The organism is Rhizobium sp. BK399, assembly GCF_014194695.1.
Classification (GTDB): domain Bacteria; phylum Pseudomonadota; class Alphaproteobacteria; order Rhizobiales; family Rhizobiaceae; genus Rhizobium.
In genome coordinates this window covers 21,863-34,870 of the sequence record NZ_JACIAH010000001.1, presented here as the reverse complement: position 1 = coordinate 34,870, position 13,008 = coordinate 21,863, and the positions used below count along the sequence as shown (strand labels likewise).

The 13,008-nt window shown below is 59.2% G+C and carries 12 protein-coding genes and 3 pseudogenes; 9 read left to right on the top strand and 6 right to left on the bottom strand.

Annotated features, from left to right (window positions below; genetic code table 11):
• Window positions 1-11: 11 nt before the first annotated feature.
• Window positions 12-1,019 (bottom strand): 2-dehydropantoate 2-reductase, encoded by a 1,008-nt coding sequence (locus tag FHT97_RS00165; protein ID WP_183859123.1) that lies wholly within the window; start codon window positions 1,017-1,019, stop codon window positions 12-14.
• Window positions 1,020-1,108: 89 nt separating this feature from the next.
• Window positions 1,109-1,324 (bottom strand): hypothetical protein, encoded by a 216-nt coding sequence (locus FHT97_RS00160; protein ID WP_040674191.1) that lies wholly within the window; start codon window positions 1,322-1,324, stop codon window positions 1,109-1,111.
• Between the two features lie 197 nt (window positions 1,325-1,521).
• On the opposite strand from FHT97_RS00160, the gene ftsZ reads away from it, so the two are divergent.
• Complete coding sequence (gene ftsZ, locus FHT97_RS00155) at window positions 1,522-2,550, top strand: cell division protein FtsZ (RefSeq protein WP_016553672.1); 1,029 nt, start codon at window positions 1,522-1,524, stop codon at window positions 2,548-2,550.
• A gap of 116 nt (window positions 2,551-2,666) precedes the next feature.
• Window positions 2,667-2,867, top strand: coding sequence for a hypothetical protein (locus FHT97_RS00150; RefSeq protein ID WP_183859121.1), 201 nt, complete (start codon window positions 2,667-2,669; stop codon window positions 2,865-2,867).
• A gap of 90 nt (window positions 2,868-2,957) precedes the next feature.
• Here FHT97_RS00150 and FHT97_RS00145 read toward each other — a convergent pair whose 3' ends face one another.
• Window positions 2,958-3,284 (bottom strand): hypothetical protein, encoded by a 327-nt coding sequence (locus tag FHT97_RS00145; protein ID WP_016553674.1) that lies wholly within the window; start codon window positions 3,282-3,284, stop codon window positions 2,958-2,960.
• A gap of 2 nt (window positions 3,285-3,286) precedes the next feature.
• Window positions 3,287-3,541 (bottom strand): DUF2188 domain-containing protein, encoded by a 255-nt coding sequence (locus tag FHT97_RS00140; RefSeq protein WP_183859119.1) that lies wholly within the window; start codon window positions 3,539-3,541, stop codon window positions 3,287-3,289.
• 213 nt (window positions 3,542-3,754) lie between these two features.
• Here FHT97_RS00140 and FHT97_RS00135 point away from each other — a divergent pair, with 213 nt between their 5' ends.
• Window positions 3,755-3,928 (top strand): hypothetical protein, encoded by a 174-nt coding sequence (locus FHT97_RS00135; RefSeq protein WP_183859117.1) that lies wholly within the window; start codon window positions 3,755-3,757, stop codon window positions 3,926-3,928.
• Window positions 3,929-3,938: 10 nt separating this feature from the next.
• Here the strand turns inward: FHT97_RS00135 and FHT97_RS00130 are convergent, their stop codons facing one another.
• Both FHT97_RS00130 and FHT97_RS00125 read right to left on the bottom strand, forming a co-directional pair.
• On the bottom strand, window positions 3,939-4,802 hold the full coding sequence (locus FHT97_RS00130; RefSeq protein WP_183860698.1) for an MBL fold metallo-hydrolase: 864 nt from the start codon (window positions 4,800-4,802) through the stop codon (window positions 3,939-3,941).
• 194 nt (window positions 4,803-4,996) lie between these two features.
• Window positions 4,997-5,827: an alpha/beta hydrolase gene (locus FHT97_RS00125; protein WP_183859115.1), complete on the bottom strand. Its 831-nt coding sequence runs from the start codon at window positions 5,825-5,827 to the stop codon at window positions 4,997-4,999.
• 381 nt (window positions 5,828-6,208) lie between these two features.
• Here FHT97_RS00125 and FHT97_RS00120 point away from each other — a divergent pair, with 381 nt between their 5' ends.
• From FHT97_RS00120 to FHT97_RS00105, 6 genes and pseudogenes are all read left to right on the top strand, one after another.
• On the top strand, window positions 6,209-6,460 hold the full coding sequence (locus tag FHT97_RS00120) for a hypothetical protein (protein ID WP_183859113.1): 252 nt from the start codon (window positions 6,209-6,211) through the stop codon (window positions 6,458-6,460).
• 453 nt (window positions 6,461-6,913) lie between these two features.
• Window positions 6,914-7,245: pseudogene (locus FHT97_RS30725) on the top strand (transposase); the annotation flags it as partial.
• Window positions 7,231-8,907 carry an ATP-binding protein gene (locus tag FHT97_RS31500; protein WP_348649615.1) on the top strand — a complete coding sequence of 559 codons (1,677 nt, stop codon included), beginning with the start codon at window positions 7,231-7,233 and terminating at the stop codon, window positions 8,905-8,907. The pseudogene FHT97_RS30725 and the gene FHT97_RS31500, both read left to right, overlap by 15 nt.
• A 306-nt stretch (window positions 8,908-9,213) precedes the next feature.
• Window positions 9,214-9,306 (top strand): annotated as a pseudogene (locus tag FHT97_RS30720) (DUF599 domain-containing protein); the annotation flags it as partial.
• Between the two features lie 414 nt (window positions 9,307-9,720).
• Window positions 9,721-12,648, top strand: a complete 2,928-nt coding sequence (locus FHT97_RS00110; protein ID WP_183859109.1) for a 2-oxoglutarate dehydrogenase E1 component — start codon at window positions 9,721-9,723, stop codon at window positions 12,646-12,648.
• 26 nt (window positions 12,649-12,674) lie between these two features.
• Window positions 12,675-12,971, top strand: a pseudogene (locus FHT97_RS00105) (thiamine pyrophosphate-dependent enzyme); the annotation flags it as partial.
• Window positions 12,972-13,008 lie beyond the last annotated feature (37 nt).

Genomic DNA, 13,008 nt, shown 5'->3' with positions numbered 1-13,008 from the left:
GGCTCTCGCATTCACTTCGCGGGACGGCAATTTTCGAGGTCGAGTTGCGACACAAGAGCCAAAATCGTTTCGGACACCGGCGTCGGAGTTGCAGTCAGGCGACCGAGTGAAACGAGCATCCCCACCAGCGGCGTTATCTCGAGCGACTTTCCCGCAAGAAGATCTTGCAGCGTCGAGGTGCGCACCGGCCCGATCTGTCGGGCTTGTTCCAGTCGCTGTTCCACCGACATTCCCACGTTCGCCCCGAGTGCCTCCCCAACGGCCTTCACCTCTTTCATGACCTTGCCGATCTGATCCGCGATGGCGGCATCCGCCATGAGATCGGACATCAACGATCTGGTGAGAGCGCTGATCGGGTTGAAAGAGGCATTGCCCATCAGCTTGCTCCAGATATCGTCGCGGATGCGGCTCGAGAGTTTCACGCCGATGTCGGCGCGCTGCAGCAGCGCCTCGATGTCACCCAAATCAGCGGTGATTTCGCCGGAGGGCTCGCCGAGAATGAAATGGCCTCTGTTGCTGAGCCTGACTTCGCCGGGCCTGCTGACTTCGGCTCCCTGATGGGCGACGCAACCGACTACGCGCTGCGGGCCGACAAAACGCCATAGCTTGCCGCCCTCGTCGAGCTCCTCAAACTGCAGTTCCGCATGACCGCTGTCCTGATCGCGATGAAAATACCACCACGGAATGCCATTCAGGATCATCATGACGCGCGTGCCGTCCTTCAATAGGCCGCCGATGCCTTCCGCTGCGGCATTGAGCTGATGTCCTTTCAACCCGGTAATAACGAGATCCTGTGGCGGCAGTTCTCGGGGATCGTCTGTCGCTGCAAGGTTCACGGTGAGTGGTGCTTCCGCACCGGGTTCAACGAGACGCAGCCCCTCGCTTCGGATGGCGGCCAGATGGGCGCCTCGAGCAACAACGGAAACCGTTGCCTCTGCGCCGAGCGACGAGGCAAGCCTGGCAGCGATGGCGCCGCCGAGTGCACCGGCTCCGAAGATGCAGATATTCTTGAAGGGCATGGGATGATCTTTCCGCGTTTGATGGACCGCGCAGAACTTAGGTCATCCCTCCTTCAAGGCGAGTGATATTTTGAAGCCGCCCAAGCTTTTTAGTGGCCGCCGCGGGGAAGAAGTTCGTTGCGGCGAAGCTCATCGATGGCTGCCACCGCGTCTTCTGCAGACCAGCCAGCGCGAATGGCGGCGCCGATCATCCGGACCTCGGCCTCCTCTTCGATCTTGAGGAAGAGCGGTTCCAAGGCCTCCTGGGCTGTTAGGATGTGCTCGTTTGGAGGGGTAACTGACTGGCGGGTGGCTGATGTAGGCATCTGCACGGTACTCCTCTCTCTGGCAGGGGATGATTCAACATAATGCACGAGGGCTAAAAAAGGTTCCGGATAAAGTTTCAACTGCGCTTCATCTTGTTCTTTCGCCCCGGCTCTGCCTTGTTGCGCGATTAGTCTGATGCTCGATTCGGTTCCCAATAAGCGGCGGAGCCACAACGAAACGCACGAAGGAGATTGCGATGACGAACGCCAAGAACGGGATTTCCGAAATGCGGCCCAGAATTACAGTAATTGGTGTCGGCGGCGGCGGTGGCAATGCCATCAACAACATGATTGCGGAAAATCTTGAAGGCGTCGAGTTCATTGCGGCGAATACCGATGCACAGGTACTGGCGACCTCGAAGGCATCCCGCCGTATCCAGCTTGGCGCGCATGTGACCGAAGGGTTGGGCGCCGGTTCGCTGCCGGAAGTCGGTCGCGCAGCTGCCGAAGAATCGATCGATGAGATCATGGATCATCTGGCCGGCTCGCATATGTGCTTTGTCACCGCTGGCATGGGCGGCGGCACCGGAACCGGAGCGGCACCGGTCATCGCTCAGGCCGCTCGCAACGCCGGCATTCTGACAGTTGGAGTTGTTACGAAGCCCTTCACCTTCGAAGGCAATCGCCGCATGAAAACGGCCGATGTCGGCATCGAGGCGCTCCGCGAAGCGGCCGATACGGTGATCGTCATCCCGAACCAGAACCTTTTCCGTATCGCCGATGCAAAGACCACCTTCGCGGATGCCTTCATGACTGCCGACCGCGTGCTTTATGCCGGCGTCGGCTGCATCACCGATCTGATCGTCAAGGAAGGTCTCATCAACCTCGACTTCGCGGACGTGAAATCCGTCATGCGCGGCATGGGCCGGGCGATGATGGGCACAGGCGAGGCTTCGGGTGAGGGGCGCGCGATGAAGGCAGCGGAGGCGGCGATCGCCAACCCGCTGCTGGACGATATCTCGATGAAGGGTGCCAGGGGCGTTCTGATCTCGATCTCCGGCGGCTCGGACATGACTCTCTTCGAGGTGGACGAGGCGGCAAGTCGCATTCGTGACGAAGTGCAGGATGAAGCGGACATTGTCGTGGGCGCGATCTTCGATCGTAATCTCGACGGCAAGTTCCGCGTCTCGGTTGTCGCGACAGGCCTGGACGGAGCGAGCAACGCGACACAGCCGCGCCAGGGCATCGCGCTCGGTCAGGATATGCAGCCCCGTACATTGCAATAGGTTCTCGCGGTCTGCGCATCCGCCGAGATGCGCAGATCTGCCCTGATTTCGTTTGTTTCGACGTCGCCTTGCGCTTACCAATCTCGGATTGCGCAACCGATGCTGAGGAATGTCGAATGGCCAAGATTGCCTATTTTGTTGCTGGCCTGCTTATTCTAGTCGGGCTCGTTTGGATGGGGCAGGGCAGCGGCTATTTTCCCTATCCCGCAGAGAGCTTCATGATCAACCAGACGCCCTGGGTTTATTGGGGTGCTCTTGCTGCAGCGGTCGGAATTATCGTGATTGCAGCGATGAGAAACGCGCGGCGGCCGCGATAGCTAGGAGCGCGCTCTCGAAACAGTTCGCCGGCGAAAGACATTTGGGTAAATGTCCGTCGCCGGCGAGGGTATGATTGTGTAAACAGCGGTTTACGCTCGGCGGGAACGAACGTCCGCCATCTCGGGCCGGGTGCCATCAGGGGCGCGAAGGCCGTAGTGCTTGCTTGCGAACACCCATTCCACATTGCCCGGCTCGAAGGGGCGGCGTGGGTTTCTCAGCGCCAGCCTGCGCTCGGCAAGGCTCCGGGGCAGGGTATCGAGCATGTCGTTGACGAAGGTTTCAACGCTGTCTTTCCAGCGAGGCGAGATCGAAACATCGACGCCGCCATAGCGCTGGAAGTCTGGATGTTTGCGGGAATAGCATGCGCCGAGCATCCATGCATGCTGCTGCTTCAGAAAACGTTCTTTGATGGTCATTCCTAGTCTTTTTCCTTGGCGTCATCGACGACATCGGCCTCGGGACGGTCGCCTGCGTTCGACCGTTCCGTTGTCCAGCTGCCGTCTGCACGCTGATATGTAATGTCCGCATCCTGGCCATCGAGCTGTTGTCGCTCCGCGGCTTGTTTGGCCGCTGCCAGTGCTTGTTCGTGAGTTGGGAAAGTTTCCGACCAGACATCGTCCAGGCGGTAAGCCCAGGCGCCATCGTGTTCGGCGACGTGGTAGGTAATCGACATCGATCATTCCTTCAAGAACTTTTCTCAGGAATTTGCGGGACGGCTTCCTACAGATTGCAAGACTGGAACGCAGGTCGCCAGATGCTTGTTCCCATCGACGCCTGGCCTGTGTGAGGCTGGATTCAGTGTGAAGAACGATCTTGCGCGAGCGGGGAACGCTTCATAGGTTTGAGACGTTGATGGATTCGTTCAACGCCTTTCAATAGGAACCACATGCGCGCTCAGTCGAAGCCGTTCATCGTCGAAGTTAAATCCTCGCGCCGCCAGGAGCGCCGCCAATCCGCGTCGATCTGGGGAAATCTGGATCTTTCGGCCGTTGCTGAAGAAATTGCGGAGGAACTGCCGCAACCAGCCGCCGCGCCGGCAGAATCCGCCGACGCGCAGTAGCCTTTTAAAGCTACGCCGCGACAAAGCGATAGGATGTGTCCTTGCGTTCGGCGTAGCCGACGCCCGGGTAACTCCAGTGATAGCCGAGCATCTTCAGCTTGTCGGTGGCGGCGCGATCCAACAGCATTTGACGGGTTTTCAACGCAACCTCCGGCTCGGTGTCGAAGCCGAAATGCCAGGCGGCATGTTCGAAGAAGATTACGTCGTTGGTGCAGGCGTCGCCCGTAATCAACAGACCACCGTCTCCAGCCAATTCGATCGAGATGTGGCCGGGCGTGTGCCCGCGGCTCTGCAGGATTCGCATGCCTGGAATGATCTCCTGATCGGGCCGAACCAACGTCAGACGGTCTTTGACGGCAAAAAGGTCCCGTTGCGCTCCGCGGGCAAAATCGTGAAGCACCGACGGCAGATGCGTCTCATAGTCCTTGTCGGTCCAGAAGTTCCATTCGGCTTCACTGACGAAATACTGCGCATTCGGATAAAGCACCTTGCCGTCGGCTGTTGTCGTTGCGCCCGAGTGATCCGGGTGAGCGTGAGTGAAAACCACCTTGGTGATCACCTCCGGCGCGACGCCGATGGATTGCAGGTTGGCGGCCAGCTTACCCGCGCTTGCCTGGAAATGACTGCCGGAACCGGTGTCGATGAGAATCAGGTCGTCGCCGTGGCGGATCAGCGGGATGTTGGCCTGGACCGGAGCGGCGGCCGAAGTTCCGCCGAGCCGCGGCATGATCGCCTTGCGCTCTTCAGGCGTGGCGTCGGGCAGCAGGATCTCGACCGGGAGCGTTAGAAAACCGTCGCTGACGACCGTAATGTCGAACGCGCCGTGATGGAAGCGATGGAACTCGGCCGCGATGGCATCGCGGGAAGCGAGCATCGCCGCTGCTGCAGCCGTCAGCTTCAGCAGGTCGCGTCGGGATAATCCATTTGGAATGCTGTCTCGTGTAGTCACAGCCGTCTCCTTTGCTGGGCAGATACGTCATGTGTCGCAGGCGAGCGCGACCGCACTCACCTGCGAATACTCATCCGCATAGCGGCAGCCGTGACGAACGGAGCCGCGGATCCACATGCTTAATCCAGGAAGAACTCCAGCAGGTCGGCGTTGATAACTTCAGGGTGCGTTGTGCACATGCCATGTGGCAAGCCGGCATAAGTCTTGAGTATGCCGTGCTTCAAGAGCTTGACCGAAAGCGGAGCGGAGTCGGCATAGGGAACGATCTGATCGTCGTCTCCATGCATCACCAGGGTCGGTACCGAGATTCGCTGGAGATCCTCGGTAAAGTCCGTTTCGGAGAAGGCCTTGATGCAATCGTAATGCGCCTTTGCACCACCCATCATCCCCTGCCGCCACCAGTTTTCGATGACGCCCTGACTGACCTTGGCACCCGGGCGGTTGAAGCCGTAGAAGGGGCCGGTGGGTACGTCTAGGAAGAACTGCGCACGATTGGCGACGAGCGCCGCACGGAACCCGTCGAAAACCGCGAGCGGCAGGCCGCCGGGGTTCTTGTCCGATTTGACCATGATCGGGGGGACGGCGCCGATCAGAACGGCCTTGGCGACCCGGCCGGGCTTCGCACGCGCGACATAGTGAGCAACCTCGCCGCCGCCGGTCGAGTGGCCGACATGGATGGCGTTCTTGAGATCGAGCGCGTCGGCTAGCGCGATAACGTCCGCCGCGTAGGTGTCCATCTCGTTGCCCTGCCACGTCTGGCTGGAGCGGCCGTGGCCACGCCGGTCATGGGCGATCACCCGATAGCCCTTGTCCAGAAAGAACATCATCTGCGCATCCCAGTCGTCTGCACTGAGGGGCCAGCCATGATGGAAAACAACAGGCTGGGCGGTGGCCGGACCCCAATCCTTGTAGAAGATTTCGGTTCCGTCCGTGGTCTTGATGAATGGCATGATCAGGTCCCTCTTTCTGGATGTGATTGCTTCGATGGTGGCAAGGCACGCCAGCATCCTTCCGGCGCCCATATTATGGAGCGTCCGGCTAGAGCTGGCCCACCGCGCTGCCGTACTACGTCATCATCATGACGCGGCTTTAGCGGCGCTGCGAACCAACGGTAACTTGAGGCAAATATTACAGAATGGAAGATGCCGTTTTGAAGAAATGGTGCGCAGGAGAAGCTAGCCGGTCGTGCCTTCGGACGGACGCGGGGCATGGGACGCATTCGTTATAGATCGGTCCCTGATTGGGAACACGGAGTGTCTACGAATTCAACGGGGCACTGGCCATGATATCGCCAAAGTCAGCATCGACCTTCCTGGAAGGGAGGCGATCTGATGAACGCTGACGAAAACCGCTATATCGAGATCACCACGCGGCTCCGTTCCGCGCAGTCGTTCTGCGAGTTTCTTGCGCACGGCGGCACTGTCCGCATCGCGCAGTCCGATGGCGCGCCATTCCATGACGTGAGCCACCGACTTCTCCAGCAGCATCGCCTGGAGGTCGAAGCCTTGAAGCGAGCCCGTAGGCAACTGTTTCCCGATCGAGTCGACGACGACATCAATCCTTGCCTCTACAGCCTGAACTAGCTGCTCGCTGTGACGCGATCGCATTCGCGGCGGTGCCGGCGGCGAGGCTGGCGTGATCAGCGCAACGTCAAGTTCGAAAACTGTGCGAATTGCCGAGCCCTCGAATTGAGCTCCAAAAATTATCCTGGGTTGCAGGCCCGCCACGTCGTCGGGATCGTCGCGCGCATGTTGACGTGAGTTCGAGGGTGGGCGGGCGGAACCGTGTCACCAATTCCGGAGCGCCGCCATTGTACGATGGTGTCGGCGAGACCCTGGTACAATCGACGCTGGCACTCGACGGTGTAGGATCTGCCAGTGTGCAAAGATTTCGCACGGGGAGTTTTGAATGGATCGGATCGACGCGATGAGTTTTCCTTGCGGCAGTGGGCGAGGGCAATCTGGCTGGTGTGGCGCGAAATCGAGAGGCAGCAACGGACTTCTCGATCGTCTGTGCGATCGGCGTCACCAGCTTTCCTGCGCAACCCTTCGCTTAGCGTTCCGACGCGACGTCGGTGATGGCGCTGGACAACGGAACGCAAACTGAAGATCATTGCCGCGAGCTATGCCCTTGGGAGACCGTCTCCTCGGCGGCTTGACGACATGGAGTTGCGCCGAGCCTTCTTTGCGGGCGTCGGCGCCTGAGCGAGGGAGGCGCGGTGGCCGTGGTTTCCGACCAGCCTGTGACTGGCAGTTGCAATGCAAAGAAGCTGGAAGATCGGGTGCGCAGCCTTGAGACTATTCTCAGACGCAAGGTGTTGGAGAATGAGGCCCTGCGAGAAGCTCTTTCCAATGTGCAATCCGAGAAACCGATTGGGATACCCTTTGACGCCGGGGCCGCGATCAGATTCTCGCAGGCTCTTTCCCGCAACCTCCTCCATTCTACACTCGTTGGGCGTCTTTTGCAGATCTCCGTGGATTATGCAGGCGCCGAGCGGGGCCTCCTGATCTTCATCATCGATAATGCGGCGACGATCAAAGCGGAGGCTGTCGTTCGGGCCTCCGGCATTGAGGTCCAAGCACGAAATGATGCAGTCGGCATGTTCAAGGAGTTGCCGATGGCGATCTTGCAATACGTGATCCGAACGAACGAACCGGTGATACTCGACGATGCATCAACCGACGCTGTCTACGGTCGCGACGAAACGGTGCTCTCGCGAGGAATGCGTTCGACACTTGCGCTTCCGATCCTCTCGCAGTCGAAGCTCATCGCGATACTCTTTCTCGAAAACAACTTCGCACCCTGCGTGTTCACTCCGGATCGAGTCGCGGTGCTCGAACATCTTGCATCGCAGGCCGCGATCTCCTTCGAAAGCGCCGATCTTTACGCCGAATTGGAAAAGAAAGTCGCGCTCCTTGACGTCCTCCCGGTATCCGCTTGGATGCTCGAGCCGAGCGGCACTCCCGAGTTCGTAAACCGCTCCGGATTGGAATTTGCCGATCAGTCTTTGGCTCATATCACGTCACATCCAGCCTCATGGATGGACGCTGTTCATCCGGACGATAGAGACGCGGCAACTCGGATTTTCCGTCGGGGTGTTCAGCTAGGACAAGACTTTTCCTTCGAGACACGAAGCCTTAGCGCCCGCGATGGAAGCTACCACCTGCATTTGCATCAAGCGGTTGCGCTACGGGACCGCGAGGGTCAGGTGGTGAAGTTCGTTGGAACGACCACCGATATCGACGAACACAAACGCGGTGAGGAATCGCTACGCACAACACAGTCAGCGCTTGCCCATTCAACCCGGCTTGCCACCCTTAAAGCAGTTGTAGCTTCGCTCGCGCACGAGGTGAGCCAACCGCTATCGGGAATATGGGCGAATGCAGACGCCGGCGCGCGGATGCTGGCTTTAGATTCTCCTGATCTCTCCGGTGTTGCAGAGTCGGTCAAACGAACAATGAGAGACGCAGTGAGGGCAACGGAAATCGTCCAACGGATGCGAGCGATGTTCGCTGAGGCCGCGCCGACTTCAGCAGCGGTGAATATCAACAATGCCGTCAATGAGGTCGTAGCGCTTATCGCGGGCGAACTGGAGAAGGGCGGCGCTACAGTACAAACCAGCCTGTCCGACAGAATACCGCTTGTCGCCGGCGACAAGATCCATTTGCAGCAGGTGATGCTAAACCTGCTGTTGAACGCGATCGAGGCTATGGCTTCCGTTGATGATCGCCCCCGGATTGTCCGGATCGAGACCATCTATGACGATCGGACCGGCGGTGTGCTCGTGAGTGTCCGAGACGTCGGGATTGGACTGGACAAGACGACGCTGGAAAAGCTGTTCCAACCATTATTCACGACCAAAGCGAAGGGTGTTGGTGTCGGCCTTTCGATCTGTCGAACGATAGTCGAAAATCATGGCGGGCGTATATCTGCCGCCGCCAACGCGCGTGAGCCGGGAGCATGCTTTTCGTTCGTCCTTCCGACGCACGAAGCGTCGGAAAAGCAGGCCCCGTCGAAATCGTCGGCCTAAGCCGTGAGGGTGCAATATGATCGTGCAATGGCTCAGCTTGGACGGTCAAAGTAAGTTCCGTTAAGTCATCAACACTCGATGATTAGCCCCTGCACCCTTGACGATCCGCTGTCGTCACGCCGTCGCGGACGCTTGTCGTACGATGCAATGGTTTTCGTTGCTTAGCCTAGGTGTGCTGCATCGGGTGACATGGTCGCGAAGGCACGCAGTCGCTGCGACGGTAGGAAGGTTCGAGAGGCACCGGTAAATGCTCGATGTGCTTGCACTCTGCTTTTTGCGATTGTCTGGGTCGCGATCGAGCCGCTGATGGCGCTCGGCGGGCCTATGCAGAATGACAACCTCTCGAAGGATATGGTGGTAGTCCGGCGTGCTTGGATGCGCGAGGTGCTGACGCGCGATCGAAAGGTGGGCCGTCTCTAGGCGGAAGAGACGGCCCAAGCGGGCCTCCGTAGGCCGCTGGCCCCGGCGGAGGGGAGGGCGCCGGGACATGTCGCCGGTCTTGAACGTGCGTTCGAGAGTGGGAGGTCAACGACAGGTCCAGGGTAACCCGCTGCGGCAGACGATTTAAGTGCACTTAGGTATTGGTCAGAGGGTCTGCGCCCCGTGGAGAAATTCCCGATACCATGGTGCAATTGGAGGAGCGAGCACAGTGGCAGATTGTAGGCGCATCGATCGGCAGGATCTGCAGGGCCTTTGTCCGGAATTGCCTTCTGAAGCCGCTTTCGGACAACAGCCATCCTGCTATTGTGTTGGCACGCAGTCCGCTCGGTCAACGAAGTGCAGTGTGTGAAACAACCGAACCTGGGTGCTGAAATGAACAGCGCGTTTACAAGACAGCCAGCGAACGAGGCCTTCCGCCAGACCGCATTCCTCGACAGCACGAATGCTTCCTATGTTGAGGAGCTACAGGCGATGTTCGCCAAGAATCCGAACTCCGTGGGTCCCGAATGGCGCGATTTTTTCGACCAGCTTGGCGACGACATCGGCGACGTCGCGAAGGGGGCGTCATGGAAGGATGCGAATTGGCCCGTTCCACTTCAAGGTGAACTCATCGCGGCGCTGGACGGCAACTGGCAGCAGACAGTGTCGGCAAAAGCCGAGGCTGATGCGACCGGCGATCGTACGGTCTCTGCAGAGTTTGACGCACGGGACACCGCGCGTGCCCTGGCGTTGATCGGGAGTTACCGGACCAGAGGACATCTTGCGGCGGACCTGGATCCCCTCGGTTTGAGTCCACGCGCACAGAACCGCGAACTGGAACCATCGTTCCATGGGTTTGAAGACGTGGATCTGGACCGTCCGGTCTACATAGGCGGCGTCATGGGCTTGGAGTCGGCGAGTGCACGTCAACTGGTCTCGGCCTTGCGCAGCGCGTACTGCGGAAAGATTGGCTTTGAATACATGCACATTGCCGACCCCGCCGGGCGCGAATGGATGCAACGGCAGGTCGAAGGGCAGAGGTATCAGCCGGAGGGGACGAAGAAGCGTGCCATCCTTCAGACACTTGTCGAGGTCACCGGGTTTGAACGCTTCCTCGGCAAGAAGTTCGTGGGTACGACGAGGTTCGGGATCGATGGCGCGGAAACCACGATCGTCGCACTTGAGGAGATAATAGCGCGGGGAGCTGAACTGGGCGTTGCCGAAGTGGTCCTGGGCATGGCCCACAGAGGGCGCCTCAACGTACTGGGCCAAGTCATCAAAAAGCCGCACCGGGCCATCTTCAGCGAGTTCAAGGGGGGGGCCTCGTTTCCTGACGACGTGGAGGGATCTGGAGACGTCAAGTATCACCTTGGAACCTCTTCGGACCGCATCGTCGATGGCAGGCAAATGCATTTGTCGCTGGTGGCGAACCCCTCCCATCTGGAGGTCATTGACCCCGTCGTTCTGGGCAAGGTGCGGGCCAAGCAGGAGCAGAGGGGTGACTCCGTCGAGCGATCAAGCGTGATGCCGTTGCTGATCCACGGAGATGCGGCCTTCGCAGGCCAAGGCGTCGTCGCGGAAAGCCTGGGGCTGTCTGGGCTAAAGGGCTATCGAACCGGTGGATCAGTCCATCTTATAATAAACAATCAGGTGGGATTCACGACTGATCCAAGTTATGCGCGTTCTTCTCCTTACCCTTCCGACGTCGCCAAGGCCGTAGATGCTCCCATTTTTCACGTCAACGGAGACGATCCGGAAGCCGTTGCATGGGTCGCGCGGCTTGCGACCGAGTACCGGCAGACGTTTCACCGGCCGGCGGTCATCGATCTGATATGCTTCAGGTTGTTCGGCCATAACGAGGGCGACGAGCCTTCATTCACGCAGCCGGCGATGTACAGGGAAATACGATCGCATCGGTCAAGTCTGGAGCTGTACGTCCAGCGGCTTGTCGCCGAGGGGATTATGACCGAAGCCGACGTTGACGCAGCCGGGGCAACATGGTCGGCTTATCTCGAAACAGAACTGGAAGCGTCAAAGAGCTACCGGCCCAACAAAGGCGACTGGCTCGACGGCCGATGGGCGGGATTGGAACGTGGTGAACCTGATAGCGAAGAAACGTCGGATAGTCCGACAGGTGTTGATCTCGGAGTGCTACGGGATATCGGGCGGGCGATAACTGCTCTCCCCGATCGCTTTGCAGCGCATCCGACCGTCATCCGGTTCCTCGAAGCTCGCCGCAAGGCAGTCGAGAGCGGACGGGATCTCGACTGGTCTACGGCCGAGGCTCTCGCCATGGGTTCTCTTGCGAGACAAGGCGATCGCGTGCGCCTGTCCGGCCAAGACAGCGAAAGGGGAACCTTCTCTCAGCGTCATTCCGTGATCATCGATCAGGAGACCGGCGACCGCTATCTACCGCTATGTCATCTAAGCGTAGACCAGGCGCCGTGCGAAACCTTCAACTCGATGTTGTCTGAGGTTGCCGTGCTGGGATTCGAGTACGGCTACTCTTTGGCGGAGCCGCATTGCCTCGTCATGTGGGAGGCTCAGTTCGGAGATTTTGCAAACGGAGCCCAGGTGATATTCGATCAATTCCTGTCGTCGGCCGAAAGAAAATGGCTGCGCATGTCAGGCTTGGTCTGCCTCTTGCCACACGGATATGACGGACAGGGGCCTGAGCATTCGTCGGCTCGCCTCGAGCGCTATCTGCAGAACTCCGCAGAGGGCAACTGGCAGGTCGCTAATTGCACTACTCCTGCCAACTACTTCCACCTGCTTAGACGACAGGTAACGCGGCCTTTTCGCAAGCCGCTCATTCTCATGACGCCGAAGAGTCTTCTGCGGCATAAGAGGTGCCGCTCCGATCTCAACGAACTGGGTCTCGGATCGTCATTTCGGAGAATTCTTCGCGACGATGCGGAGAACGACGGCGACCTCGTCGAGACTCCGTCGATGCGAAGAGTTCTCTTGTGCTCAGGCAAGATCTATTTCGATCTCGAGGCAGAACGACGCAAGCGCGGCGTCACCGACGTCTACATACTGCGGCTCGAGCAACTCTATCCGTTCCCCGCAAAGGCGCTTGCTCTCGAGCTGAACCGGTTCGGGACAGCCGAAATATGTTGGTGCCAGGAAGAGCCGAAGAATATGGGCGCTTGGTCTTTCGTCGAAGCCTACGTGGAGTGGTCGTCGGGGCAGGGACGCGGCCTGGCGCAGCGGCCAACCTATATCGGCCGCGCCGCGTCGGCCTCTACTGCTACTGGACAGATGGCACGGCACGTCGCCGAGCTCCAGGCGATAATGGACCGGGCCTTCGCTACCGATTGATCTCTTAGACTGGACGGGCCGATCGAATGGAACTTGAACTTCAAACAGCCAACGAGAGCACTAAGCGGTCGCGTGCGGCTGACCTACTTGAATATTACGGATGATGCTCTTGATACGGCGCTTCGAGGAGCGCGCAGGCCAGATGTATGGGGCAGGCCTGATTGGCGGCTTTTGTCATCTGTACATCCGACAGGAGGTGATCGATGGGAATGCGGGCCGCATTCATCCACGGCGATCAGGTCATCACCAGTTACAGGGGGCGCGGGCACACGCTGGCCGCCGGCATGAGCCCGCGATCAGTTATGGCGGAACTCTCGAGGAGGCCGTTCGCCAACGCTGCAAACGGCAAATGACAACTAG